This window comes from Streptomyces sp. T39 (genome assembly GCF_008042045.1).
Taxonomy (GTDB): domain Bacteria; phylum Actinomycetota; class Actinomycetes; order Streptomycetales; family Streptomycetaceae; genus Streptomyces.
The window spans coordinates 1,188-26,374 of record NZ_RDBP01000036.1; the positions used below are offsets into that span (position 1 = coordinate 1,188).

The 25,187-nt window shown below is 73.0% G+C and carries 20 protein-coding genes and 4 pseudogenes; 19 read left to right on the plus strand and 5 right to left on the minus strand.

Features of this window, described 5'->3' with window-relative positions:
* The first annotated feature begins 67 nt into the window (after window positions 1–67).
* Both EAO77_RS22375 and EAO77_RS22380 read left to right on the plus strand, forming a co-directional pair.
* Window positions 68–1,552, plus strand: a complete 1,485-nt coding sequence (locus tag EAO77_RS22375; RefSeq protein WP_147990095.1) for an aldehyde dehydrogenase family protein — start codon at window positions 68–70, stop codon at window positions 1,550–1,552.
* Window positions 1,553–1,608: 56 nt separating this feature from the next.
* Window positions 1,609–2,532, plus strand: a pseudogene (locus tag EAO77_RS22380) (VOC family protein); the annotation flags it as partial.
* A gap of 227 nt (window positions 2,533–2,759) precedes the next feature.
* Here the strand turns inward: EAO77_RS22380 and EAO77_RS22390 are convergent.
* A pseudogene (locus tag EAO77_RS22390) lies at window positions 2,760–3,017 on the minus strand (aspartate dehydrogenase); the annotation flags it as partial.
* Window positions 3,018–3,031: 14 nt separating this feature from the next.
* Between EAO77_RS22390 and EAO77_RS22395 the strand changes: the two are divergent.
* The 12 genes and pseudogenes from EAO77_RS22395 (at window position 3,032) to EAO77_RS22450 (ending at window position 15,050) form a co-directional block, all read left to right on the plus strand.
* Entirely contained in the window at window positions 3,032–3,829 is a 798-nt protein-coding gene (locus tag EAO77_RS22395) for an aspartate dehydrogenase domain-containing protein (protein ID WP_147990096.1), read from the plus strand.
* The gene (locus tag EAO77_RS22400; RefSeq protein WP_147990097.1) at window positions 3,826–4,656 is read left to right on the plus strand and encodes an alpha/beta fold hydrolase; all 831 of its coding nucleotides are present in this window, start codon (window positions 3,826–3,828) and stop codon (window positions 4,654–4,656) included. Before EAO77_RS22395 ends, EAO77_RS22400 begins: the two co-directional genes overlap by 4 nt.
* Complete coding sequence (locus tag EAO77_RS22405; protein ID WP_147990098.1) at window positions 4,647–5,168, plus strand: cupin domain-containing protein; 522 nt, start codon at window positions 4,647–4,649, stop codon at window positions 5,166–5,168. The genes EAO77_RS22400 and EAO77_RS22405 overlap by 10 nt, the downstream gene beginning before the upstream one ends.
* Complete coding sequence (locus EAO77_RS22410; protein WP_147990099.1) at window positions 5,161–5,916, plus strand: SDR family oxidoreductase; 756 nt, start codon at window positions 5,161–5,163, stop codon at window positions 5,914–5,916. Before EAO77_RS22405 ends, EAO77_RS22410 begins: the two co-directional genes overlap by 8 nt.
* 18 nt (window positions 5,917–5,934) lie before the next feature.
* Window positions 5,935–6,723, plus strand: a complete 789-nt coding sequence (locus EAO77_RS22415; RefSeq protein WP_147990100.1) for an SDR family oxidoreductase — start codon at window positions 5,935–5,937, stop codon at window positions 6,721–6,723.
* A gap of 9 nt (window positions 6,724–6,732) precedes the next feature.
* Window positions 6,733–8,358, plus strand: coding sequence for a thiamine pyrophosphate-binding protein (locus tag EAO77_RS22420; RefSeq protein WP_147990101.1), 1,626 nt, complete (start codon window positions 6,733–6,735; stop codon window positions 8,356–8,358).
* Window positions 8,359–8,410: 52 nt separating this feature from the next.
* Window positions 8,411–9,346, plus strand: a complete 936-nt coding sequence (locus EAO77_RS22425; protein ID WP_147990102.1) for a PDR/VanB family oxidoreductase — start codon at window positions 8,411–8,413, stop codon at window positions 9,344–9,346.
* Between the two features lie 52 nt (window positions 9,347–9,398).
* Complete coding sequence (locus EAO77_RS22430; RefSeq protein WP_244882570.1) at window positions 9,399–9,635, plus strand: recombinase-like helix-turn-helix domain-containing protein; 237 nt, start codon at window positions 9,399–9,401, stop codon at window positions 9,633–9,635.
* 2 nt (window positions 9,636–9,637) lie between these two features.
* Window positions 9,638–10,645, plus strand: a complete 1,008-nt coding sequence (locus EAO77_RS22435) for an aromatic ring-hydroxylating oxygenase subunit alpha (RefSeq protein WP_147990104.1) — start codon at window positions 9,638–9,640, stop codon at window positions 10,643–10,645.
* A gap of 139 nt (window positions 10,646–10,784) precedes the next feature.
* Window positions 10,785–11,174, plus strand: a pseudogene (locus EAO77_RS22440) (SHOCT domain-containing protein); the annotation flags it as partial.
* A 201-nt stretch (window positions 11,175–11,375) separates the two neighbouring features.
* Window positions 11,376–11,666, plus strand: a pseudogene (locus tag EAO77_RS22445) (LacI family DNA-binding transcriptional regulator); the annotation flags it as partial.
* Window positions 11,667–11,909: 243 nt separating this feature from the next.
* On the plus strand, window positions 11,910–15,050 hold the full coding sequence (locus EAO77_RS22450; RefSeq protein WP_147990107.1) for a DUF3427 domain-containing protein: 3,141 nt from the start codon (window positions 11,910–11,912) through the stop codon (window positions 15,048–15,050).
* Window positions 15,051–15,072: 22 nt separating this feature from the next.
* Here EAO77_RS22450 and EAO77_RS22455 read toward each other — a convergent pair whose 3' ends face one another.
* A complete protein-coding gene (locus EAO77_RS22455; RefSeq protein WP_315986107.1) occupies window positions 15,073–15,621 on the minus strand; it encodes an ATP-binding protein in 549 nt (182 codons plus the stop codon).
* A 302-nt stretch (window positions 15,622–15,923) separates the two neighbouring features.
* Here EAO77_RS22455 and EAO77_RS22460 point away from each other — a divergent pair, with 302 nt between their 5' ends.
* Together EAO77_RS22460 and EAO77_RS22465 are read left to right on the plus strand one after the other, a co-directional pair.
* A complete protein-coding gene (locus EAO77_RS22460) occupies window positions 15,924–16,769 on the plus strand; it encodes a helix-turn-helix domain-containing protein (protein ID WP_147990109.1) in 846 nt (281 codons plus the stop codon).
* Complete coding sequence (locus tag EAO77_RS22465; protein ID WP_147990110.1) at window positions 16,769–16,984, plus strand: DUF397 domain-containing protein; 216 nt, start codon at window positions 16,769–16,771, stop codon at window positions 16,982–16,984. The genes EAO77_RS22460 and EAO77_RS22465 overlap by 1 nt, the downstream gene beginning before the upstream one ends.
* Window positions 16,985–17,017: 33 nt before the next feature.
* Here the strand turns inward: EAO77_RS22465 and EAO77_RS38785 are convergent, their stop codons facing one another.
* Window positions 17,018–17,779 carry a hypothetical protein gene (locus tag EAO77_RS38785; protein WP_187283364.1) on the minus strand — a complete coding sequence of 254 codons (762 nt, stop codon included), beginning with the start codon at window positions 17,777–17,779 and terminating at the stop codon, window positions 17,018–17,020.
* Window positions 17,780–17,823: 44 nt separating this feature from the next.
* Window positions 17,824–18,462 carry a hypothetical protein gene (locus EAO77_RS22470; RefSeq protein WP_147990111.1) on the minus strand — a complete coding sequence of 213 codons (639 nt, stop codon included), beginning with the start codon at window positions 18,460–18,462 and terminating at the stop codon, window positions 17,824–17,826.
* Window positions 18,463–18,671: 209 nt separating this feature from the next.
* Here EAO77_RS22470 and EAO77_RS22475 point away from each other — a divergent pair, with 209 nt between their 5' ends.
* On the plus strand, window positions 18,672–19,628 hold the full coding sequence (locus tag EAO77_RS22475) for a CHRD domain-containing protein (RefSeq protein ID WP_147990112.1): 957 nt from the start codon (window positions 18,672–18,674) through the stop codon (window positions 19,626–19,628).
* A gap of 166 nt (window positions 19,629–19,794) precedes the next feature.
* On the plus strand, window positions 19,795–20,097 hold the full coding sequence (locus EAO77_RS22480) for a hypothetical protein (protein WP_147990113.1): 303 nt from the start codon (window positions 19,795–19,797) through the stop codon (window positions 20,095–20,097).
* Between the two features lie 358 nt (window positions 20,098–20,455).
* On the opposite strand, the gene EAO77_RS22485 is transcribed toward EAO77_RS22480, so the two are convergent.
* Complete coding sequence (locus tag EAO77_RS22485; protein WP_410088651.1) at window positions 20,456–23,302, minus strand: ATP-binding protein; 2,847 nt, start codon at window positions 23,300–23,302, stop codon at window positions 20,456–20,458.
* 424 nt (window positions 23,303–23,726) lie between these two features.
* On the opposite strand from EAO77_RS22485, the gene EAO77_RS22490 reads away from it, so the two are divergent.
* On the plus strand, window positions 23,727–25,187 hold a 1,461-nt coding region (locus EAO77_RS22490), incomplete at its 3' end, for an isoafricanol synthase (protein WP_187283365.1).

A 25,187-nucleotide genomic window follows, 5' to 3' on the forward strand; every position in this document is an offset into this window, starting at 1 on the left:
AAGTCTCCGGACCTCCTGCCGAGTTGTCCGCGTCCCCCCGCCCGCCGCACCGACCGGAGGAGCCGCAGTGCCCCACTACCCCACCGACATCCTGATCGCGGGCCAGTGGCGGCGCGGCGCCGGCGAGCCGGTCGACACCGTCGACCCGGCGACCGGCCGCGTCCTCGCCACCGTGCGCTCCGCGTCCGCAGACGAGGTCGGCGAGGCCGCCGAGGCGGCGGCCGCCGCGGCCGCGGACCCCCGCTGGCGCGATCTGCTCCCGCACGAGCGGGCCCGCGTGCTGCACCGGATCGGCGACCTCGTCGAGGCCGCGGCCGACGAGCTCGCCGCGGTGCAGACCGCCGACACCGGCAAGACCCTGGCCGAGACCCGGGCGCTCGCGCTCAGCGCGGCCGGCACCTTCCGCTACATGGCGGCGGCCCTGGAGACGGCCGAGGACGCCCTCACCCCCTCCCGGGGCGCCTACGTGACCATGAGCGTCCACGAGCCGGTGGGCGTGGTCGGAGCCGTGAACCCCTGGAACTCCCCCGTCGCCAGCGACGCCCAGAAGATCGCCCCGGCGCTCGCCGCGGGAAACGCCGTGCTCCTCAAGCCGGCGGCCTGGACGCCGCTCGTCTCCCTGTGCCTCGGGCGGCTGATCACCCGGGCGCTGGAGGAGCACGGGCTGCCCACGGCACTGCTGTCGGTGCTCCCGGGCAGCGGCCGGACCGTCGGCGACGCCCTCGTGCGCCATCCGCTCGTCGCCCGCATCGGCTTCACCGGCGGCACGTCCACCGGCCGCGGGATCGCCGCCGTCGCCGCGCAGAAGCTGGTGCCCGCCTCGCTGGAGCTGGGCGGCAAGTCGCCGACCATCGTGCGCGCCGACGCCGATGTGGAGCAGGCCCTGGCCGGTGTGCTGTTCGGGATCTTCTCGTCCAGCGGGCAGTCCTGCATCGCCGGCTCCCGGCTGTTCGTCGCCCGTGAGCTCTACGACTCCTTCCTCGGCAGGCTGGTCGAACGCGTCCGCGCGCTGCGGGTCGGCCCCGGCACCGATCCCGCCACGCAGGTCGGCCCGCTGGTCCACCACCGCCACCGCGACGCGGTCGCCGCCTACGTCGACCTCGCCCGCTCCGAGGGCGCCAGGGTGCTGTGCGGCGGCTCGGCCCCGGAGGGCGAGCGGTACCGCGACGGCGCCTACTACCTGCCGACCGTCCTCGACGGCCTGCCCAACACCTCCCGGACCTGCCAGGAGGAGATCTTCGGCCCGGTCCTGGTAGCCCTCCCCTACGACGACGAGGACGACCTGGTCCGCCAGGCCAACGACTCCGTCTACGGGCTGGCCTGCGGCATCTGGACGCGCGACGCACGCGCCGCGTGGCGGCTCGCCCGCCGGATCGAGGCGGGCACCGTCTGGATCAACACCTACAAGCAGTTCAGCGCCTCCACTCCGTTCAGCGGATGGAAGGACAGCGGCCTCGGCATGGAGAAGGGCCGCGACGCGATCCGCTCCTACCAGCGGCAGAAGTCCCTGTACTGGGGCACCTCCGACGCCCCCCTGCCCTGGGCCGGCTGATCCGGCGCACCCCCCGCCGGCCGACCCGCCCCGCACCCGCCCGTCTGGAGACACTCATGCACCGTCCACCGCCCGGTCCCATCGCCCGGCTCCGCCATCTGCGCTACGTGGAGCTGCACACGCCCGCCTTCGCCGAGGCCGCCGGCTTCTACGAGGACGTCTGGGGCCTGACGACCGTCGAGTCGGACACCGGCGCCCGCTGGCTGCGCGGCACGAGCGACGAGCACCACGTGCTGCACCTGACCGAGCACGAGCGCGTGGGCCTCGGCCGGATCGCGTTCGCCGTCGGCACACCCGGCGAGGTCGACGAGGCCGCCCGGCGCCTGGAGGCGCGCGGCATCGTCCCCGTCTTCGGCCCCGGCCCGCTGGAGCAGGCGGGCGGCGGCTACGGCGTGCGCTTCACCGACCCCGAGCGGCGTCTCGTGGAGATCAGCGCCGACGTGCACGCCGTGGTCCCGCGCGGCCGGGACGGCGCGGTGCCGGTGGGCGTCACCCACGCGGTGCTCAACACCACCGACATCGACGCGGCCGTCGCCTTCTACTGCGACGTCCTCGGGCTGCGCGTCTCCGACTGGTCCGAGCACCAGATGGCCTTCCTGCGCTGCAACGCCGACCACCACTGCATCGCGTTCAACCAGGCGGAGTGGACCTCCCTCAACCACGTCGCCTACGAGATGACCTCGGTCGACCACTTCATGCGCGGTCTGGGACGGCTCCGCCACCACGGCATCACCCCGCAGTGGGGCCCCGGGCGCCACGGCCCCGGCAACAACACCTTCTCCTACTTCACCGACCCGTCCGGGCTGGTCTGCGAGTACACCTCCGAGGTCGCCCAGATCGTCGAGGACGCCTGGATCGCCCGGGTGTGGCGGCGGGTGCCGGAGCTGTCCGACCTGTGGGGTACGGCCGGGCCGCCGTCCCCGGAGATCCGCTGCCGCATGGCGGGCACACCGGACCCCGGCCCGCTCGCCCCACTCCCGCACGACGCCCTGGCCCGCGGCCTCCACGATCAGGTCGCACAGCTCCAGCGCCTCCTCGAAGGGGACCTGCCGGGCCGGCGCGGCCTCGCCGAGGGGGCGGTTGTCGACGACGCACGCCAGCTCCGCGCCGGGCAACCGGCCCTCGGCGAGCGCGGTGCCGACGATCCGGCCGATCGCGCCCCAGCCGACCACGCCCACCTTCCGTGCGGTGCTCATGCGGCGTCCTCCTCCTCGTCCATCCAGGGCTGTTCGAGGGTGGCGGGCAGCTTGGTGGTGGTGAGCCGGACCTCGTCCAGCGGACCCAGCGAGCGGGCCGCCTGGAGCAGGTCGAGCCCGCCGACCGCGCCGCCGGTGAAGTAGACCCGGCCGGGGCCGGCGGCGAGCAGCCGCTTCGCCAGCTCGTCGTCGGTGAGCGCCCCGGTGGAGGCGACCAGCAGATCCGTGCCGGAGGCCAGGATCCGCTCGCCCCACTCCCGCACGACACCCGGGAGGACGCCGCATGAGCACCGCACGGAAGGTGGGCGTGGTCGGCTGGGGCGCGATCGGCCGGATCGTCGGCACCGCGCTCGCCGAGGGCCGGTTGCCCGGCGCGGAGCTGGCGTGCGTCGTCGACAACCGCCCCCTCGGCGAGGCCGCGCCGGCCCGGCAGGTCCCCTTCGAGGAGGCGCTGGAGCTGTGCGACCTGATCGTGGAGGCCGCGGGCCAGGGCGTCGTGCGGGAGTGGGGCGAGCGGATCCTGGCCTCCGGCACGGATCTGCTGGTCGCCTCCACCGGGGCGCTCACCGACGACGAGCTGGCGAAGCGGCTGCTCGCCGCCGGCCCCGGCCGGGTCTACTTCACCGGCGGCGCGGTCGGCGGGCTCGACCTGCTCCAGGCGGCCCGCTCGCTGGGTCCGCTGGACGAGGTCCGGCTCACCACCACCAAGCTGCCCGCCACCCTCGAACAGCCCTGGATGGACGAGGAGTTGCTGACCCGTATGCGGACGGCGACCGGCCCCGTCGAGGTGATGTCCGGCACCGCCCGCGACGTGCCGGTGAAGTTCCCGAAGTCGACGAACGTGGCCGCCTCGGTCGCGCTGGCCGTCGGCGACCTGGACACTGTGCGGGTCCAGGTCGTCGCCGACCCGGCGGCGGACCGTACCCGGCATGTCGTGGAGGCGTCCGGCCCGCACGGCGCGTACCGCTTCGAGGTCGCGCACCTGCCGGACCCGGGCAACCCCGCGACCAGCCAGGTCGTGCCCTACGCGGTGCTGCGCTCGCTCGGTGCGCTCGCCGGGCGGACGGGACAGATCCTGTGAGCGCCGCCGCCCCCGCCGTCCATCTGGAGGAGGCGGGCGACCGGGGTCCGCTGCTGCTGTGCCTGCACGGCATCGGCTCGTCGTCCGCGGCCTTCGCCCCTCAGCTGGCCGGGCTCTCCTCCTCCGTCAGGGTGGTGGCCTGGGACGCGCCCGGCTACGGCCGCTCCCCCGATCCCGCCCGACCGCTGACGCTCGACGACTATGCGGACGCGGCGGCCGCCGTCATCCGCGAGCGGGGCGCCGGCGCCCATGTCCTCGGCGTCTCCTGGGGCGGTGTGATCGCGCTGCGGCTCGCCACCCGCCACCCGGAGCTCGTCGACTCGCTGATCGTGGCCGACTCCAGTCCCGGTTCGGGCACGGACGAGGCCAGGGCCGCGGGGATGCGGGCGCGGGCCGCCGAGCTGGCCGAGCGCGGGGCCCGCGCGTTCGCCGAGGCCCGCGGGCCGCGCCTGGTGTCGCCGGGCGCGCCCGGGGACCTGGTGCGCCGGGTCGTCGACACCATGGCGGCCGCCGTCCGGCTGCCCGGCTACGCGTACGCCGCCGAGTCCATGGCCCGCGCGGACCTGCGCGCCGAGCTTCCCTCCGTGACCGCGCCCCTGCTCGTGCTGTGCGGCGAACAGGACACGGTCACCGGCGTCGAGGCGAGCCAGGTGCTCGCGGGCGCCGTCCACAAGTCCGCCTACGTGATCGTCAAGGACGCCGGTCACCTGGCCAACCAGGAGCAGCCGGGGCGCTTCAACGCCTGGGTGCTCGCCCATCTGCGGATCACCGCCGGTGTCCCCGACACCGCGGCCCCCACCGAACAGGAGCTGTCCTCATGCCTCTGACCACCACCGAGTACGACAACGGCGGCGACCTCTCCGCGTACACCGACTCGCTCATCGCGACGAAGGACTCCCGGGTCGCGGACTTCGGCACCCTCTCCTTCCAGGAGAAGGCCGGCCCGCAGTACCGCCGCGGCCAGATCCGCTACGTCGGCTCCGGCGCGACCGGCAACCACGAGAACGACAACCGCATCATCCCGTCCGGCGGCTTCACCTTCTCCAACATGCTGCTGCCGCCCGGCGCCGAGGGCCCGGCCCACACCCACCACGACGTCGAGGAGGCGTTCTTCGTCCTGGAGGGCGAGGTCAGGGTCGGCATCCACCGCGGACCCGACGAGGCCGAGTACCGCACCCTGGGCTACCGCGACATGATCGTCGTCCCGGCCGGTGTGACCCGCTCCCTGAAGAACGAGGGCGACACCGACGCCCTGTTCTGCGTCGTCATCGGCACCCGGAAGCCGCAGGTGCCGTCCTACCCCGAGTACTCGCCGATGCACGGCGTCACCCGTGACTGACATAGCCGAGGGCGGCGTGCGCACCGTCGTCGTCACCGGGGCGGGCCGTGGCCTGGGACTGGCCATGGCCCGCCGGGCCGGCGCGGACGGCTTCCGGGTCGTTCTCGCCGAGCTCGACCCGGAGCGCGGGGAGCGGGCGGCCGCGGAGCTCCGCGCCGAGGGGGCGGACGCCCGCTTCGTGCACTGCGACGTGGCCGACCCCGCCTCGGTGGAGTCCCTGGCCGCCGCGGTCGCCGGGGCGGGAGGGCTGTACGGGCTCGTCAACAACGCGGCGCTCGCCAACGGCGTGGGCGGCAAGGAGTTCCAGGACATCGACGTCGAGGCGTGGGACCGGCTGATGACGGTCAACGCCCGCGGCCCCTGGCTGGTGGCGAAGGCGCTCCACCCGTATCTGGGCTCCCCCGGCCGGATCGTCAACATCGCCTCGGACGCCGCCCTCTACGGCTCCCCGCGCCTCGCCCACTACATCGCGTCCAAGGGCGCGGTCATCGCGCTCACCCGGGCGATGGCCCGCGAACTGGGCGACCGGGGCGTCACCGTCAACGCGGTCGCCCCCGGCCTCACCGAGTGCGAGGCCACCGAGACCGTGCCCGCCGAGCGGCACGACCTCTACCGCATGAACCGGGCCGTCTCCCGCGCGCAGCGGCCCGACGACCTCATCGGGATCGTCTCCTTCCTGCTCGGCGAGGAGTCCCGCTATCTGACCGGACAGGTGATCGCCGTCAACGGCGGCTTCACCATGAACTGAAGCGCAGGAGCACCCATCATGGATCTGGGACTCGCCGGCCGCACGATCGTGGTCACCGGCGGCAGCTCGGGCGTCGGCCTGGCCACGGTCCGCGCCCTGCTCGACGAGGGCGCCCGCGTCGCCACCTGCGGGCGCGACGCCGAACGGCTGGCGAAGGCGGCCGCCGGCCTCGGCGCCGGGCCCGGCCGGCTGCTGACCGCCGTGTGCGACGTGCGCGACGCCGGCGCGGTGCGCGGCTTCGCCGCCCGCGCCGCCGAGGAGTTCGGCGGGATCGACGGACTCGTCAACAACGCCGGGCAGTCCCGGATGAAGGGGCTCGACGACTCCACGGCCGAGGACTGGCGCGACGAGCTGGAGCTGAAGTTCGCCGGTGTGCTCCATCCGCTGCACGCCGCCCGCCCGTATCTCGCCGCCTCCGACGCGGCGAGCGTCGTCAACATCAACGCGGTGCTCGCCAAACAGCCGGAGACCCGGCTGATCACCACGAGCGCCGCCCGCGCCGGCATCCTCAACCTCTCCAAGTCCCTCTCCACGGAGCTGGCCGGCGAGGGCATCCGGGTCAACTCGGTGTGCCTGGGACTCGTCGACACCGGCCAGTGGACCCGCCGCCACGCCGCCGCCGGCGGCCCGCTGGGCTACGAGGAGTGGCAGGCGGAGCTCGCCGCCGACCGGGGCGTCGCCCTCGGCCGGCTGGGGCGGGCCGAGGAGGTGGCGTACGCGGTCGTGGCGCTGCTGTCGCCCCGCGCCTCGTACATCACCGGTACCAGCATCGACGTCTGCGGCGGCGTGAGCCGCTCCATCCTCTGAGGAGACACCATGCGTCACGACAACGGAGGCGATCTCCTCGTCGCCGTCCTGCGCGAACTCGGCATCGACACCGTCTTCGGCATCGTCAGCGTGCACAACCTGCCGCTGGTGGAGGCGGTCGACCGCGAGCTGCGCTTCGTGCCCGTGCGGCACGAGGCGTCCGCGGTGAACGCCGCCGACGCCTGGGGCCGGGCCCGCGGCTCGATCGGCTGCGCGCTGACCTCCACCGGCACCGGCGCGGGCAACGCGGCCGGTTCGCTGATCGAGGCGCTCAGCGCGGGCAGCCCGGTGCTGCACGTCACCGGCCAGATCGAGAGCGGATACCTGGGCAGCGGACGCGGCTTCATCCACGAGACCAAGGACCAGCTGGGCATGCTGAAGGCCGTCTCGGCGTACGCGGCCGGGGTGCCGGACGCGCGGTCGGCCGGCCGGATCCTGCGCGAGGCGGCGCACGCCGCGCTGGCCGTGCCGGGCGGTCCGGCCAGCGTGGAGTGGCCGATCGACCTCCAGTACGCGGAGCAGACGGACACCCCCGCGGCACCCGCCCCGCAGGTGCTCCCCGTCCCCGGCGACGGCGACACGGCGGCCGCCGGCGCCCTGCTGGCCTCGGCCCGGCGCCCGCTGATCTGGGCCGGCGGCGGCGCCCGCACCGCACGCGGCGAGCTCACCGCGCTCCTGGAGGCGACCGGCGCGGGACTGCTCACCTCCAACTCCGGGCGCGGGGCGGTGCCCGAGGACCATCCGCAGGTCGTCGGCAACTTCGCCACCGCCCCCGCGGCGCGCGCACTGCTCGCCGACGCGGACGTGCTGCTCACGGTCGGCACCCACTTCCGGTCCAACGAGACGGCCGACTACACGCTGGAACTCCCCGCGGCCCACATCCAGATCGACGCCGACCCCGCCGCCCTCGGCCGGGTGTACCCGGCCGCCCACGCGCTGCACGGGGACGCGGCGGCTGCCCTCGCCGCGCTGCTGCCGCACGCCCGGACCGCCGACGCCGAGTGGACGCGCCGGATCGGCGCCGTACGGGACGACGTGCGGGCGGCGCTGTACGACGGGATCGGCCCGCAGGCCGCGATCCTGACGGCGATCCGCGACGCCCTGCCCCGCGAGGCGGTCGTCGCCCGGGACGTCACCATCCCCTCCAGCAGCTGGGGCAACCGCCTGCTGCCGATGCACGACCCCCGCGACAACGTGTTCCCGCGCGGCGGCGGCATCGGCCAGGGCCTCGGGATGGGCATCGGCGCCGCGCTGGCACGCCCCGGCACGCCGACCGTGGTGATGGCCGGCGACGGAGGGCTCGCCGTCCACCTCGGCGAACTGCTCACCCTCGCCCAGGAGCGGCCCCGGCTGACCCTGATCGTCTTCAACGACGGCGGCTACGGGGTGCTCCGCAACATGCAGGACCGCTACGCGGAACGGCGTTCCGGGGTCGACCTGGTCACCCCCGACTTCGAACTGCTCGCCCGGGCCTGTTCGCTGCCCTACCTGCGGATCGCCGCCGAGGACCACGCGGCTCCCGTCATCGCCGAGGCCGTCGCGACCGACGGGCCGGTCCTCGTGGAGGTCGACCTGGCGGCGCTCGGACCGATGAAGAACCCCTTCACCCCGCCCGTGAGGATCCCGGGCCGGTAGGCCCGGCACCACCCCCGTACTGCCCGACTGCCGGTAAGGAGGCACCAGGCCAATGAGCGACAACCCGCTGAAGCTGATCGTCCGCCGTATGACGTGGGAGGCCGAGGGCGTCCTGTCCGTCGAATTCGCCCACCCCGAGGGCAAGCCGCTGCCCGCCTGGACGCCCGGCGCGCACCTCGACGTCCATGTCGGCGGCCAGATACGCCAGTACAGCCTGTGCGGCGACCCCCAGGACCCGGACGTGTACCGGGTCGGCGTCCTCAACGAGCCCTCCTCGCGCGGCGGCTCGCGCTACGTGCACACCACGCTTCGCCCCGGGCAGCTCGTCACCGTGTCCGCACCGCGCAACCACTTCGCGCTGGAGGACGCCGCGGGCTACGTCCTCGTCGCCGGCGGCATCGGGATCACCCCGCTGCTGGCGATGGCCCGCGAGGCGGCCCGCCGGGGCGTGGCGTGGCGGCTGGTCTACGGCGGCCGCAGCCGTGCCTCGATGGCGTTCACCGGCGAACTCGCCGCGCTCGGCGGCGAGATCGCGCTCGTCCCGCAGGACGAGCTCGGTCACATCGACCTGGACGCGGCGCTCGCGGACCTGCCGGACGGCACGCTGGTCTACTCCTGCGGCCCGGAGCCGCTGCTGGCCGCCGTCGAGGAGCGCTGCCCGGCCGGTGCGCTGCGGCTGGAACGGTTCGCCGCGCCCGTCGTCGAACGCACCGGCGACGACGCGGCCTTCGAGGTCGAGTGCCGTACCTCGGGCGTGACCTTCGCCGTCGGCCCGGACACCTCGATCCTGGAGGCCGCCGAGTCGGCCGGGCTGAGCGTGAACAGCTCCTGCCGCGACGGGATCTGCGGTTCCTGCGAGACCAGGGTGCTCGACGGCACCCCCGACCACCGCGACTTCCTGCTGAGCGAGGCCGAGCACGCGGCCGGCGCCAGCATGATGATCTGCGTCTCGCGGTGCGCCTCCGGCCGGCTCGTGCTCGACCTGTGACCCCTTCCGTCCCTCCGCGTTCCCCGCGTTCCCCGCACCGTCAGGAGACATCGTGACCGACCCCGTGAACGGCGCCTGGCCGTACCTGGACGTCCACCAGTCCCGTACGCACGAGCCGACGCCGTACGAGTACAAGCTCGCCGCCACCCTGGAGGAGGTCTTCACCCACGAGGGCCACGAGCTGGCCGATGTGGTGCGCGGCCTCAACGCCCGCCAGGTCCACGCCGCCGACGGCGCCCCCTGGACCGAGGAGTCCTTCCGCGCCGAGATGAACCGACTGGGAGCCTGACCATGACGCTGTCGACGTCCGCCACCGCGGACCACATCTACGCCCACGGCCTGCGCAACCAGTGGCACGCAGTCGTCCCCTCCCGGTTCGTCGCGCCCGGCGGCATGCGCAAGGTGACCGCGCTCGGGGAGCAGTGGCTGCTCTTCCGCCGGTCCGACGGCACCCTGGCGATGCTCGCCGACCGCTGTCCGCACCGCGGCGCACCGCTGTCGCTCGGCAAGCACCTCGGTGACCGGGTGGCCTGCTGGTACCACGGTGTCGAGGTCGGGACGGACGGCACGGTCTCCTCCGTGCCGGGCCTGCCCGGCTGCAACCTGGAGGGGAAGAAGCTGGTCACCTCGCTGCCGGTGCGCGAGGTGTCCGGCGCGATCCTCGCCTGGTTCGGCGACGAGGAGCACCCGGAGCCCGCCGAGCTGGCCCTGCCGGACCCGCTGACCGACCCCGAGGTGGACGCCTTCCTGTGCTACGCGGAGTGGAACGTGCCGTGGCGCTTCGCCATGGAGAACCTGCTCGACCCGATGCACGGCGCGTTCCTGCACCACGACTCGCACACGATGTTCGACGGTGACACGACGGCGAAGTTCCGCATCCGGGAGACCGACCGCGGCTACTTCTTCGAGAAGACCGACCAGCGGGGCGTCAACTTCGACTGGGTCGAGCTGTGCCGCACCGGCGCCGACTGGGTCGACCTCTCCATCCCGTACCCGCCGTCGGCGGGCCCCGGCGGACCGTTCGGCATCGTGGGCATGGCCTGCCCGGTCGACGCGGGACGCACCGGGGTCTTCTTCTGGCGCTACCGCCGGGTCCAGGGCTGGCAGCGGGACGCGTGGCGCTTCCTCTACCGGACGCTGATCGAGGAGCGCCACTGGGACGTGCTGGAGCAGGACCGCGTGATGCTGGAGGCCATGCCGGCCGACGCGGACCAGCGGGAGAACCTCTACCAGCACGACCTGGGGGTGGTGCGGCTGCGCCGCCTGTACCGGACGGCCGCGGAGGCCCAGTCCGCCTGATTGCCCGGGCCCGGGCCGCCGCCCGGGCCCGCCCGGCGGGGCGGCGGGGGCGCCGCGTCGGGCCACGGCCCCGGAATGCGGGCTCCGGGTCGCGGGGGTATCAAGTAAGGACCCCTTCACCTGATCGGAGCCGAGTGCCATGGACGACTACCCGCTCCTGAACGTCTTCCTCTCGATGCTGTGGTTCTTCCTGTGGGTCATGTGGTTCTTCCTCCTGTTCAAGGTGTGCACCGATCTCTTCCGGGACCGCTCCATGGGCGGCTGGGCCAAGGCCGGCTGGCTGGTCTTCGTGCTCGTCCTGCCCTATCTCGGCGTCTTCGTCTACCTGATCGCCCGGGGCCGGAGCATGGGCGAGCGGGACGTGGAGCAGCTCAAGGAACAGGACGCGGCGTTCCGCCAGTACGTGCGCAAGGCCGCGGGCACCGAGGGCGGCGGAACGGTCGACGAACTGCACCGGCTCGCCGCGCTGAAGGAGAAGGGCGACATCACCCAGGACGAGTTCGAGCGCGCCAAGGCCCAGGTGCTCTCCGGCGCGGCCGCCCCGTCCGCAGGTGCACCGGGCGCCACGGGTGGCAGCACCTCTCCGTCCGGCACTCCGGGCGGCCCGGCCCGGGGGGCCTGAAGCGGACGCCGCCACCCCTCGATGCCGGCGCCCCGCCGCCCCTCGGCGGCGGGGCGCGCGGGCATATGATGGTCCGCCCGGTCGGACCGACGAGAAGTGGCAGGACGCGTGGCGCAGACGGTGAGCATCAAGGAAGTGGCCCGGCTCGCCGACGTCTCGGTCGGCACCGTGTCCAATGTGCTCAACCGGCCGGAGAAGGTGGCGGAGGGCACCCGGATCCGGGTCCAGCGGATCATCGAGCAGACCGGGTTCGTCCGCAGCGAGTCGGCCCGCCAGCTCAGGGCGGGCAGCAGCCGGATGCTGGCGATGCTCGTGCTCGACATGGCCAACCCCTTCTTCGTCTCCGTGGCCAAGGGCGCGGAGCGCGCCGCCCGCGACGCCGGCCTCGGCGTGATGCTCCCCCAGTACGCCACCACCCTCGCCGCCCGCGGCCGCGCCCTGCCCTGGCCTCCGGCGAGGTCGGCGGGCTGCTGGTGCGGGTCGGGGAGGCCGTACCGGGGGTGTCACGGGGGGTGAGTCGTTGGCCGGTGGCGGGCGCGGTAGCAGCAGTGTTGCTACCGCCCGCCACCGCGTAACGGAATCCCTACTGCCCTGTCCGTGACGCCTGATATCACTGGCGGGACGCAACGGGGAGGGAACGCAATGCCAGGTCCCATGGATGCCGATGAGCCGGTGACCGGTCTGTACGAGCAGTTGGTCACGCTCCGGGTGGAGAAGCAGCTCCAGCAACTCGACGGAGAGCGTTGGCGTGCCGTCGACGGCGAGGTGGGGGCAGAGTCGGGTCCGCATGTCATGGCCCGCCATGTGGCAGAAACGACTCGGCGCGTCCTGGAACGCCTGCCTGTGGAAGAGCGGGTGCACGCGGCCAATCACATCCTGGAGTCCATGAGCTCCCTCGACGGTGCTCGCGAGTGGGTGGACCTGGTCGCCGAAGGGCCGCGGCAGCTTCTCGCCATCGCGGAGAAGCAGGCCGAAGGCGTCTACGCGCTGCGGCCCGCGACGCCCCTGTCCGACGCGTCTCTCATCACCAACTCGCCCGGGGACCCGAGCTTCGGATTCGAATTGCGGGCAGAGCTGGCAACTGCCGATCGGGTGGACCTGCTCTGCGCGTTCGTCAAATGGCACGGCCTGCGGGTGATAGAGCAGTCGCTGGAGGCGGCCCAGGCCCGGGGTGTGCCCATGAGGGTCATCACGACGACCTACATCGGAGCCACTGAGCGCAGGGCGCTGGACAGGCTCGTGCAGAAGTACGACGCCGAGGTGAAGGTCAACTACGAGCTGCGCTCCACCCGGTTGCATGCGAAGGCATGGCTGTTCCGACGCAACAGCGGCTACGACACCGCCTATGTCGGCAGCTCCAATCTGTCGAAGGCCGCGCTCCTCGACGGCCTCGAATGGAATGTGCGCCTGTCGTCCATCGCCACGCCGAATGTTCTGCGCAAGTTCGAGGCCACCTTCGACTCGTACTGGAGCGAGTCGGCGTTCGAGTCCTACGACCCCGAACGGGACAGGGCCCGGCTGGACGACGCCCTGCGGCAGGCCGGTCAGGGTCCTGGAGCCCGGTCGGACGGCAGCCGCCCCATCACCCTCTCCGGTCTAGAGGTGCGGCCCCACCCGTATCAGCGGGACATGCTGGAACGGCTGGAGGTCGAGCGCACGGTCCACGGCCTGCACAGGAACCTTCTGGTCGCCGCCACGGGCACGGGTAAGACGGTGATGGCGGCGCTCGACTACAAACGGCTCGTCCGACAGCACGGGAGGAAACTCCGACTGCTCTTCGTCGCCCACCGCCAGGAGATCCTGCGCCAATCACTGCGGACGTATCAGGATGTCCTGATCGACGCCAATTTCGGCCAAGAATTCCACAGCGGCCTGGCACCCACGGAGTGGAACCATGTTTTCGCCAGCGTGCAGTCCCTCAACGCCCGCGCCCTGGAGCAGCTTGCACCGGACCACTTCGATGTGATCGTGATCGATGAGTTCCACCATGGCGTCTCCCCGACGTACCGGCGGATCATCGACCATTTCACGCCCGTGGAACTCCTCGGTCTGACAGCCACTCCTGAGCGCATGGACGGCCGTAACGTCCAGGACGAGTTCTTCGATGGGCGCATCGCGGCGGAGATGCGGCTCTGGGAGGCGCTGGAGAACGAGCTCCTCAGTCCGTTCCACTACTTCGGAGTATCCGACTCTACGGATATGAGCGCTGTGGCCTGGCGGCGCGGAGCCTACGACTCGGCCGCTTTGAGTGAGGTGTTCACCGGCAACAAGGCACGTGCCCGCCTCGTAGTGCGGGCTGTCCAAGACAAAGTGGCGGATCCGGACTCCATGCGGGCGCTCGGTTTCTGCGTGTCCGTGGCCCATGCCGATTTCATGGCCGAATTCTTCAGGGCAGCCGGCTTCGCAGCCGTGGCGTTGTCGGGCGAGACACCGCGAGACCGCCGCAAGGCCGCGCTGGACGACCTCCGGTCCGGTGAACTCCAGGTGATCTTCTCGGTGGACCTCTTCAACGAGGGCCTGGACGTGCCCGACGTCGACACGCTGCTCCTGTTGCGCCCGACGTCCAGCGCCACGGTGTTCCTCCAGCAACTCGGACGCGGGCTGCGGCGCAGCGAGGACAAGGCCGTTCTCACCGTGCTGGACTTCATCGGCCAGCACCGCGCGGAGTTCCGGTTCGAGGAGCAGTTCCGGGCCCTCACCAACCTCACGCGCAATCGGCTGTTGGACCACATCGAGCACGACTTCCCGCAGCTTCCCTCCGGCTGCCAGATCATCCTTGAGCGCAAGGCCAAGGAGCTGATCCTCAGCAACATCCGCAGCCAGATCGGCGTGAACGTCACGCAGCTAGCCCGGGAAGTGCGGCAATACGCCGAACCTCGACTCTCTGCCTACCTCCGCGAGAGTGGACGCGAGCTCAAGGAGCTCTACCGCGGTACCGGGACCTGGACAGGTCTGCTGCGCAGAGCTGAGCTCCTGCCCGCTACTGCACCCGAGGGGGAGGCAATGCTACTCAAGCGGGCCTCGGCCTTCCTCCACGTGGACGACCCGCACCGTGTCGCCGCATACTCCCTGCTGCTGTCAGACGACGCGCCCGCGTACACGGAGCTGGATGCCCGCGGGCAGGCGTACGCCCGCATGCTGTTTTTCTCCCTTTGGCCCCTCGGTGGCTTCGCGGGCTACCAGGAGGGGTTGGACGCATTGCGGCGGCAGCCTGCCTTCCGGGACGAGTTGCGCCAGGTTCTCGCCTACAACCTCGACCACACTGACCACGTTCCGGTTCCCCTCCTGGGCGAACTGGCCAACCTACCGCTGACCATCCATGCCACTTACAGCCGTGAGGAGATCCTGCCCGCATTGGGCCAGTCGTTCATCGGTGGGTTCATGCCGGGCCACTTCCGCGAGGGGGTGAAGTGGTGCGAGAACATCGGAGCCGACGCCCTGCTGATCACCCTGGAGAAGGACGAGAAGGATTTCTCCCCGCAGACCCGCTATCACGACTACGCGCTGAGCGACCGCCGATTCCACTGGGAGTCCCAGAACCAGACCTCGGAGACCTCCCCCACTGGCGTGCGCTACCGAACCCATGGGGAGCTCGGCACCCACATTCTTCTGTTCGTGCGCCGCTACAAGAAGACCGACATCGGCGGCCCACAGCCCTGGATGCTTCTAGGCCCCGCCGACTATGTCGAGCACAAGGGCAGCAAGCCCATGGGCATCACCTGGGAACTTCAGCACCAGATGCCTGCGGATGTGTGGACGTACTCGACGATCGCGGCAAGTTAGCCACCTCGACGGCTAGAGAGGCCTACGTCACCACGTCAAGGTGCCCCTGCGCCCGGTCAAGCGCCTCGTCCACATCGCAGCCGTGGGCGCGGAGCCAGAGGAGGAGGTCGGTGATGACGGCGATCACCGACTCCTGGGCCGTGGCGACGGTCAGCCGCGTGCGCGGGGTGCCCGCGGGGTGGCGGACGGAGCCGTAGAGACCGAGCAGGGCCTCGGCGCGGGTGACTCCGGGGTGGCCGACGTGGCCGTCGGCGGCCGTCAGGCCGGTGGCCAGTTCGCACCAGGTGACCTTGGAGTCCGCGCGGAGGATCACGCCCCAGCGGTCCGCCGCGGCGTCGACGAGGGCCATGCCCCGGCCGCCCTCGGCGTCGGGGCCGGCCGCGAGCAGGGTGGGGAGGGCACGGGTGTCGGGGTCCTGGACTTCGAGGCGCAGGAAGGTGCCGTTCATCGAGACGGTGAGCGTCGTCGGGGTCAGCTCGCCGACATGGCGGATCACGTTGGAGACGAGTTCCGTGACGCAGGTCTGGGCCGGCTCTGCAAGGTGGGGGATGCCCCACAAACCGAGGTGCATGCGCAGGAGTCGCCTGAGACCCGCCAGTTCTCGCGCCTCAGCCAGGAACGGCAGTTCCCACGTTCTACGGGCCACTGCAACGCGGCAATCACCGATCATCACGTGTCCTTCCAAAGCCACAGTCGACGCGACCCAGGTAGTCGCCTCGCCACATAGCGTGACAGTGAAACTCTCAGAATGGAACTCTCATAGAGCTGGGGCGGGAGCACGGCCCGCTCCGCACGCCCCCGGCGCACACCGGCTTGTCGTGGCCATCGCCGGCCGGGCAAGCTCTCACGGATACACGTAGGAGGGTGTTCACCATGGCTCTGGGACCGACGACGCGCAGGCGTCAGCTGGGGGCAGACCTCAGACGCCTGCGGGAGCGCAGGGGCCTCACCCTCGAAGAGGCCGGAGCTCGGGTCGGCATCTCGAAGGCCACGCTCAGCCGGTACGAGCGCAAGGAGGGCGCGGTCAAGTGGCCTGCCGTTGAGGCTCTTTGCCGGGAGTACGAGGCCACCGACGCCGAGCGGGAAGCGCTCGTCGAACTCGCCAAAGGGGCGAGGATCCAGGGGTGGTGGCACTCACTTGCCGATCCGATCCCCGAGTCGATGAATCTCATGCTCACCCTGGAGGACGAGGTGGTCCGCGAGGACCACTACGCCTGCATGTACGTCCCCGGACTGCTCCAGACGCGGGCGTACGCCGAGGCTGTGCACCGCGCTTCGGAGATGCGCTGCAGCGAGGCCGAGATCACACACATGGTCGACATCCGCATGAAGCGGCAGGAGTTGCTGAACCGGGAGGCTCCCCCGCACATCTGGGCGGTGATCGACGAGGCGGTGATCCGGCGTGTGGTCGGTGGGCCGTCGGCGATGCGCGAGCAGCTCGACCACCTTCTGTCCCTGATGGCCTCCCCGAACCTGACCGTTCAGGTACTGCCCTTCGCCGGTGGCGCCCACGCAGCGGCGGTGGGCAGCTTCGTCGTGCTCGGCGGCCCATCACCCGAACTCGACGTCGTGTACGTGGACATCATCGGCGGCGGCCTGTTCATGGAGAAGCCGGAGGAACTCGAACGCTATAGGTTGGCGTTCGACTACCTGCGCGCACAGGCGTTGGACATCCCCGCGTCGGTCGCGCTGTTGCACCGGGCTCGCAAGGAGTTGTGATGGAACGCGACGACCTCCACTGGTTCACGTCCTCGTACAGCGGCGGCAGCGGGACCGAATGCGTGGAGGCGGCCCGGCTACCCGGCGGCGCGACGGCCGTGCGGGACAGCAAGCTTCCAGGCCGGGCCCGGCTCGCCTTCTCCGGAGCGGTGTGGTCGGCGTTCCTGAACACGCTCAGCGGTAGTCATGAGGGTGGTCCTGCCCCCAGGTCTTGATGCGGTCGTGCACGCCGATGGCGGATGAGCACCTCAGCCCGATGACGGCCACGTCCCCATCGCCATGGCCAGCCGCTCGTGCTGGGCACGACTGATGCCCTGGGCGATGCGCAGGCCGTTGCGGGGGCTGAGGGGGCCGTCGCAGCACAGGACGCCCTCGTACGGGTCGCCGGCGCCGCTGAGCGGGGAGGCGGACGGGAAGGTCCATGCGGCCGGCGACCAGAACGGGTGGTGCGCGAGCAGGGCGGACGCCAGGGCCGGGGCCTCGTCCGACGGAGCGCCGATCGCGGTCAGAGCCGCGGCGACCTCGGCGCCGGCGTCGCCGGGGAGGTCGGCGTCGCCCAGGGCGGGCAGCAGGAGCAGCAGCCGGGTGTGCGGGTCCTGGACGCCTGGGGCCGAAGGGTCCGGGGTGCGGGCGATGTGGTGGAGCTCGCGCCAGGCGAGTCCGGGGCCGGCCTGGTGGCCGTCGATCGTGGCGAGGTGGCCCCGGCGGCCGCCCCACTCCGGGTGGGTGACGAAGAACTCCACGCCCGCGTCGTCCTCGAAGTTGCGGTAGAGCACCACCGCCGTGTGACCGCCGCCGAACGGGATGCGGAGGACGGGCCAGCGTTCCTCGTCCATGACCGTCTCGAATGCCGCGTCGGCGTCGGCCGCGTCGGTGCCGAAGGTCTCGGGGCGCGTGCCGGACGGGCCGAGGAAGCCCAGGTGGCAGAGCCAGAAGCCGGGCAGCGCGAGCAGGTCCTCGCCCGCCACGAGCGGGTCGTCGGACTCGGGGTCGTGTCCCTCGATGAGCATGGGTTCAGGGTGCCGGACGGGTACGACAACGCCGTCCGCGGGGGTCAGGCGACGGTCTCGACGCCGTCCTTGACGAGGGTGCCGTCGGCGGCGACGGCGAACCACTCGCCGTCCAGGCCCTGGCCGTTGACGTCCCCGGGGAGGACGTCACCGACGTAGTAGTAGAGCGGCCAGTCGCCGTAGACGGCCTGTTCCGCGCCCTCGCCGAGCCGGGTCTCCCCGAGCAGGGCGGGGTCGGCGGTGCCGGTGGCGGTGAGCTCGGCGGCCGAGGTGAACGCGGGCCAGACGGCGATGCAGTCGGCGTCGCAGGTGGTCGTGCCGGGCTTGTCCTTGGTGAAGGCGTAGAGCGTGCGGCCGTTGCTGTCGGTCAGGATCGTGCCGAGGTCGGACTCCGCGGTGGTCACGGAGGCGGGTGCCGTGCCCTCGTCCGGGGCGGCGTCCGAGCCGGCGTCGGCGTCGGCGTCGGGGGCCTCGGAGGACGCGGGGGCGCCGGCGTCGGGCGCGGGGGCCTTCTCGCCCGCGGCGGCGTCCCGCTGCTGCGCCGCCGACGGGGACGCCGCCCCGGCGCCGTAGCCCGAGCCCTGTCCCGAGTCCTCGCACCCGGTCGCGCCGAGCAGCGCGAGGGCGACCAGCGGGGCCGCGAGAAGGGACCTGGTCCGGGCCGGGTGGGGGGTGCCGCGCATGCTGGACTCCTCGTTCGCGGTGGGGTGTGGCCGGTTGCGTACGGCCGGTGATACGCGGCGCACCGCCGGGGCGTTCACGCCCGTTCGCCGGACGTCCGCGTTGAACGACGGTCGGGCACGACCCGTACTGGACCCCGACCGACGGCCGGCCGCGCCGCTCCATGACACGGCCAGGGGACGAGGGCCGGCCCCGACGGGAGGACCTCCCCATGCACACGTTCCGATTCCGCCATGCCTCCGTGCCCGCGGCGCTGATGGTGCTGGCAGCGGCGGCAGGGGCCGCCGCCCCCGCGTCAGCGCACGACGGCCACGGAGGGGGCCGAAGTCCCGACCGGGCCGAGGCGGCGGCGTTCACCACCAAGGGCAAGGGCCGAGCGGTGACCTTCGCCGTCGTCATGACCGGCGCGCACGAGGTCCCCGAGAAGGGCGGCCCCGCCGTGAACGACCCGGACGGGGAGGCCGTCGCGCTGGTGAAGATCAAGGGCGACCGGATCGTCTTCGCGATGCAGTGGCAGGGCTTCGTGCCGAGCCAGGGCCACATCCACCAGGGCGCGGCCGGGCAGAACGGCGAGGTGCGGGTGCCGCTCTTCGGCACGGAGATGCCGGGCTCCGTCCATTCGGCCGCCGGGCACGGCGTGATCAAGGACGCGAAGCTGGCGGACCGTCTCCGGGCGCACCCGTCCGGCTTCTATCTGAACCTGCACAGCGCGGAGTTCCCCGGTGGGGCGGTGCGCGGGCAGCTGAAGCGGCTGAAGCGGAACATCAACCCGCTGCACATCATCAAGGGCGGGAAGCTGCGGGCCCTGTCCAACGGCGTCCAGGAGGTGCCGGTGACGGATCCCGCCAAGGTGGGTGACGACGACGGCTTCGCGGTGACGTTCCTGCATCCGTCCGGGCGGTCCGTGGACTTCTCGCTGGCCTGGGTGAACATCCAGCCCCCGCAGGCGGCGCACATCCACCGGGGCGGTTTCGGGACGAACGGCGACGTCGTGCTCGGGCTGCTCGACAAGCCGGTGCCGGAGGGGGTGTTCGCCGTGTCGGGCCGGCTGGAGCACCAGCACAAGGGGGTGCTGGACGAGATCCGCAAGCAGCCGTGGGAGTTCTACTCCAACATCCACACCGAGAAGTTCCCGGACGGGGCGGTGCGCGGCCAGCTCCTGCGCTGAGGCGCGCGGGCGGTGCCCGGGGGTCCGGGCCCTCGGGCGGGCAGCCGCCCGGCACTCCCGGCCCCCGCGACGGGCGCCCCGCGGCGGGTCCTAGGCTCGGCGGCAGAGCCGGAAGGCATGGACGACCAGCAGGGCGACCAGGACGGCGACGAAAGGTGGCGGCATCATGGCCAGGGTTCCCGCGGCAGCGGTGGCGGCAGGCGGTCTCGTGGGCGGGTACGCGGTCGCCCGCTTCACCGGGAAGCGGCCCCTCGGGGGCGTGGCGCTCGCCGCGGCCGGCGCCGTCGCGGCGCGTCAGTGGCACCGGGACGCGGGGCCGAAGGCGGCTGCCGGGCTGAGCGCCGCGTACATCGCCGCGTTCGCCGGTTCGCACCCGCTGGCGAAGAAGGTCGGCGCGTGGCCTGCGGTGTTCTCCGTCGCCGCGGGGGTGGCGCTGGCCTCGGTCGCGGTGTCGCGCCGGGAGCGCTGAAACGGGGGCCGGACGGACTGAACGGTTCGGCCGCCGCGTCCGTACTGAAGGGCACCTCCCCCTGGAGGCGCTGGGCGCGGGACCGTCAGGCAGGGACCGGTCACGCGCCCGGCGCGTCCGCCCCGGCCGCCGAGCCGGCGCCGGTCCGGGCGGCCACCGGGCAGCACAAAGCCCGCGGTGCAGCACAGGACCCGCGGTGCAGCGTGCCCGGCAGGCGCCGGGCACCCCGGCAGCGACGGGCACCCGAGGAACGACGGGGCCGCCCCGGCACAGCAGCCGCCCACGGCACACCCCGCCTCGGCGCGGCGGGGGCAGTCCGCCGCGCCGGCCCCCGCGCGGCATGCGGGGGGACCCCGCCTCAGCGCGGCGGGGGCGGTCCCTGCCGGCGGATCATCCGTTCCAGGCCGGCCCGGTCCGAGCCGACCTTGCGGTAGATGTCGGACATCAGGCGCGTCACCACCGACAGCGGCACCCCCAGCTCCGCGGCCATGCTGTCGTCGGACCGGCCGGCCACGGCCCACTCCGCCACCTGCCGCTCCTGCGTGGTGAGCAGCCCGGTGTCGTCGGAGCGCAGTTGCAGCGGCCACAGGCCGGCCGCGTCGAGTTCCTCGCGGGCGCGGGCGGCCAGGGCGTCGGCGCCGCACTGCGCGGCGCCCTCCAGCCCCCGGTGGAGCTGCTCGCCGGCCTCCTGGCGCAGGCCCGCGCGGCGCAGGGCGATGCCGTGGTCCACCAGGGCGCTCGCGAGGTCGAAGCCGGCGGGCGAACGCTCCAGGTGCGCGACGGCGTCCGCCAGCAGCCGCAGACGCTCGGCGGCGCTCTCGGTGATCGACGCGGTGGTGTGCAGCGCCTGCCCGATCGCCGACTGGGTGCCGAAGCGGCGGGCGATCTCCAGGGCCTCGGCGGCGAGCGCGGTGGCGTGCTCCGGGTTGTCGGTGGACCGGGCGAGATGGAGCCGCCACGGGCACCAGGCGGGGTTGCGCATGCCGCGGGGTTCGAGTCGCAGGCCGACCCGTGCCAGCTCGTACTCGGCCTCCCGCCGCCGGCCGAGGGCGAGCAGCAGCTCGCTGTGGACCGTCTGCGCGTCGGGGTAGACCACGGCGCTGGGCACCACGTCCCCGTAGCCGTACTTGACGGCGACGTCGTGCGCGTCCTCGGTGCGTCCGCGGCCGAGCAGGATCTCGATGAGGATGCCGATCGCGAAGTACTGGGCGGGCACGTTGCGCCCGACCCGGTCCGCGATGCGCAGCCCCGCGCGGACCAGGGTCTCGGCCTCGTCGAGACGGCCCCGGCGGTAGCGGATGTAGCCGAGGAGCGTGAAGCCGAACGACAGGTGGGCGCCGCGCCAGCCCTTGCGTTCGCACTCGGCGATGCCGGCGTTGAAGAGTTCCTCGGCCTGCCCCGGCTGGTCGCAGTACATGAACGTGAGCGCGACGAGGACCGGGACCTCGAACCCGTACTGGTCGTCGGTCAAGCTCATGCCGTCGCCGAGGGCCTCGCGCGCGTAGTGGAGGGCCGTCTCGGCGGACTCGCCGCGCACCATGGCGTCCCAGGCCCGCAGGCCCAGGATGTAGCGCTCGGCGAGGCTGCGTCCGGAGAGGTGCTCGGCGAGGCGGGCGAGCCGGCGCGAACGGGCCGGGGAGTCGGGCTCGTCGGCACGGAAGGCGTTCCACATGAACTGCTCGGCCTGCATGTGCAGCCGGGTCCTGGCGTCGGTGGCCTCGCGGGCCGCCTCGGCGACGGTCTCGGCGGCCTCGGCCATCCGGTCCGAGTGGCCGAGGGCCTGGGCCAGCCGGTAGACGATCATCTCGCGCAGGGCGGGGGCGAGGACCGGCTCGTCCAGGGCGGCACGCAGGTGGTTGACCGTGGTGGCCGGTTCGGTGAGCAGGGCGGAGCAGCCCAGTTCGAAGAGCACGTCCGCCCGCTCGTCCAGGGCGGGAGGTTCGCGCAGCGCGCGGGCCAGGCAGCGCCGTGCCGCCTCCGGAGCCCCCGACCTGAGGTAGTCGCGGGCGGCCTCGCGCAGCTGCCGCACGACCCAGGGGTCGCTCTCCGGGTGCACCTCCAGCAGATGCCGGGCGACGCTGGTGACGCCGAGGCCCGCCGTCGAGACGACCGCCGCCGCCTGGCCGTGCATGGCGACCCGGAACGCGGCGGGTATGGCGCGGTACACGGCGGTGGCCACCAGCGGGTGGAAGAACTCCAGCCGGTCGTCGTCGGGGTCGTCGGCCGGCGGGGCGGCGAGGATGCGGGCCTCGCGCAGCCGGGCGACGGCGTCGGCGGATTCGGCTTCGCCCAGGCCGCCGACGCCCGCGGCCAGACTCCGCGACGACTCGGCGCCGAGGACGGCGGCGCTCCAGGCGAAGCGCACCGTGGAGGTGCCGAGCCGCTCCAGCCGGTCGACGAGTCCGCTGCCCTTCACCGCCGAGGCCAGTTCGCGCAGTTCGGCGACGTGGACGTCCTGGGGCTTCAGCCCGCGGTCGGCGAACTTCGCCGCGACCTCGACCGTCTCGAAGGGGTTGCCGCCGGTGACGGCCCACGCCTCGCGGCAGAAGCCCTCGTCGGCCTCGTCCCCGAGCGCCTCGCGGACCAGGCTGCCGACCGCGCCGGGGGTCAGGGGCGCGAGGTCGAACGGATGCGAGCCGTGGCGCTCGGCGAGGCCGGCGAAGGCGGCGGCGTCGGCGGGGAGTTCGTCGGACCGGTAGGCGACGACCAGCAGCATCGGCAGCTCGGTGACCCTCGGGGCGAAGCCCGTGAGCCAGGCGAGGGACTCGGCGTCGGTCCAGTGGACGTCGTCGAGGATGACGACCAGCGGCGCGTGCTGCACGGCGAACCGGGTGGCGATCCAGTCCAGGCCGTCGCGGACGCCCTGCGGGTCGGGGGTGCCGGCGTCGCCGCGCGCCACCAGGCCCATGGCGGGAGCGACGATGTCGTACCAACTGCCCAGCAGACGGCGGTGGTCCTCCTCGTCGGAGGCCGCCAGCAGGGGCTGCACGAGCTGCCGTACGACGTGGAAGGCGACCCCCTGCTCCTGCTCGCCGCCGCGTGCGGCGAGCACCGTGCAGCCGCGGGCGGCGGCCTTGCGGCGCACCTCGTTCAGGAGCGTGGTCTTGCCGAGCCCGGCGGGCGCCGCGAAGGCCAGCAGCGCTCCCGCGGCCGGGCCGCCGGACCCCTCCACCGATCCCGAGAGCTCGGTCAACAGGGCGTCCACCGCGCTGAGTTCCGCGTCTCTTTCCAACAGCTTCCGGCGGGGGCGTCCCGGCCGGTCTCCCGTAGGGGCCACTTCTCTTCCTTCGACCGCAGGGACACGGGTACGCGCGAAAGCGTACGCCCACGGGGAGTTGTGTGTCCGCGACTGTGCGTTCGGGCCGCACGCCCCGCGCGGAGCTGGTATCGGAAACGGGCGTACGCCCGGCGCACTCCGCCCCGGCCCGGCCGGTCGTCACGCCTGGCACAGGGGCACCTCCCGGGGGGCGTGCGCCGGTAGCGTGCACCGATTGCCGCCATCCGATGCCGCCACGAGGCGCGGAAGCCTCCCGGATCGGGGCCGTTCCCCCTAGCCTCGTAAGGCTGCGAAGACACCTCGGACCTGTGCCCCGAGTCATCCGGGGGCGCCACGACACCAGGGGGCACGTATGGCGAACGCGACGGACTTCGGCCACTTTCCCACCCCCGCGGATCCCACCCGGCGCACGACGGCGGTCAGGATCCCGTTCCCGGCCCTGCTCAACCCTCATGCGGAACGGGCCCGGCGGCACACGCTCCAGTGGGGACAGACGACCGGACTGCTCGGCGGGGAGGCCGCGACCGCGGAGTACGACTCGCTCCGGCTGGAGCGCCTGATGGCGTACTTCTACCCCACGGCGAACGCCGCCGATCTGGAGCTGGCAGCCGATTTCAACGCGTGGTTCTTCATCTTCGACGACCAGTTCGACGGCGGGCTCGGCATGCGGCCGCGGGCGATAGAACGCCTGGTGGACAGCCTGGGGCGGATCATGACGCCCGACGACACCCTGCCGGTCTCCGGGCCGCCGCTGGTCCGGGCGTTCGGCGACATCTGGCGCCGCTCCACGGCGGGCAGGGCGCCGCACTGGCGGCGCCGTTTCCGCGCGCACTGGCTCGCCTACATGGACGCGCACCAGGGGGAGGCCCGCAACCGCAACGCGGACGGCCTGCCCACTCCGGAGGCCTTCCTGGAACTGCGGCGCCACTCCATCGGCGTGCAGCCGTGCCTGGACTTCACCGAGCGGTGCGGGGGCTACGCACTGCCCGACGAGCTGCACGGGACGGAGCCGCTGCGGGAGATGCGGGAGGTCACGGCCGATGTGGTGATCTTCGTCAACGACATCGTGTCGCTCGTCAAGGAGATCGCCGCGGGCGACGTCAACAACAGCGTGCTGGTGCTGCGCGGGCACAAGGACTGCTCGCTGGACGAGGCCGTCGACCTGACGGCCGCGCTCGCCAACCAGCGCATCGCCCGCTTCGGCGAGCTCGCCGCGTCCCTCCCGGCGGCGCTGCACGCGCGCCGCGTCCCGGCGGAGGTGCGGGGGCACGTCGACCACTACGTCGACGGCATGCGCCATGTGATGGCCGGGAACCTGGCGTGGTCACTGGCGACCTCCCGCTACGACGAGCGCGGCATCGCCGCCGTCAGCGGCGGACGCCAGCGCCCCTGGGGCGCCCTCGCCGCCCAGCCGGACGCCCGGGCCGGGGGCCGCTCCCTCTCGGGCCCGTGGCTCCGGGTCGGGTCACTGACCCAGGCCGGGGCCGCTCCCTCTCGGGCCCGCCACCGCGCCCGGTGCGGGTCACCGGCCCGGGCCGTGCCGCCGGCTGCCGCGCCCGTCCGGGTGCCCGGTGAGGCCGGGGTCCGCGGCTCCGATGCCGTCTCTTCTCCGACCGGCTCGTGGCGTCCCGGCCCGCCGCGCCGGGACGGAGCCGGCCGGCCGCGCCGGGCACCGTGGCCAACTGCCCGGGCCGTGGGCCGCTCCCTCTCGGCCCCGCCACCGCGCCCGGTGCGGCCCCGGGACGCTCACTGCCCCCGGCGGGGCGCGCTCCGCTGGCTCGGGAAGGCGTCAGGGGCGGGGGAGCCCGGGCGG

Bases quoted from the DNA above. Each gene is read 5' to 3' on its own strand.
- EAO77_RS22395 (WP_147990096.1), top strand. From the start codon at position 3,032: ATGAGCACCGCACGGAAGGTGGGCGTGGTCGGCTGGGGCGCGATCGGC.
- EAO77_RS22425 (WP_147990102.1), top strand. From the start codon at position 8,411: ATGAGCGACAACCCGCTGAAGCTGATCGTCCGCCGTATGACGTGGGAG.
- EAO77_RS22420 (WP_147990101.1), top strand. From the start codon at position 6,733: ATGCGTCACGACAACGGAGGCGATCTCCTCGTCGCCGTCCTGCGCGAA.
- EAO77_RS22455 (WP_315986107.1), bottom strand. From the start codon at position 15,621: ATGCACCTCGGTTTGTGGGGCATCCCCCACCTTGCAGAGCCGGCCCAG.
- EAO77_RS22480 (WP_147990113.1), top strand. From the start codon at position 19,795: ATGGCCAGGGTTCCCGCGGCAGCGGTGGCGGCAGGCGGTCTCGTGGGC.
- EAO77_RS22465 (WP_147990110.1), top strand. From the start codon at position 16,769: ATGGAACGCGACGACCTCCACTGGTTCACGTCCTCGTACAGCGGCGGC.
- EAO77_RS22475 (WP_147990112.1), top strand. From the start codon at position 18,672: ATGCACACGTTCCGATTCCGCCATGCCTCCGTGCCCGCGGCGCTGATG.
- EAO77_RS22405 (WP_147990098.1), top strand. From the start codon at position 4,647: ATGCCTCTGACCACCACCGAGTACGACAACGGCGGCGACCTCTCCGCG.
- EAO77_RS22435 (WP_147990104.1), top strand. From the start codon at position 9,638: ATGACGCTGTCGACGTCCGCCACCGCGGACCACATCTACGCCCACGGC.
- EAO77_RS22415 (WP_147990100.1), top strand. From the start codon at position 5,935: ATGGATCTGGGACTCGCCGGCCGCACGATCGTGGTCACCGGCGGCAGC.
- EAO77_RS22450 (WP_147990107.1), top strand. From the start codon at position 11,910: ATGCCAGGTCCCATGGATGCCGATGAGCCGGTGACCGGTCTGTACGAG.
- EAO77_RS22470 (WP_147990111.1), bottom strand. From the start codon at position 18,462: ATGCGCGGCACCCCCCACCCGGCCCGGACCAGGTCCCTTCTCGCGGCC.
- EAO77_RS38785 (WP_187283364.1), bottom strand. From the start codon at position 17,779: ATGCTCATCGAGGGACACGACCCCGAGTCCGACGACCCGCTCGTGGCG.
- EAO77_RS22460 (WP_147990109.1), top strand. From the start codon at position 15,924: ATGGCTCTGGGACCGACGACGCGCAGGCGTCAGCTGGGGGCAGACCTC.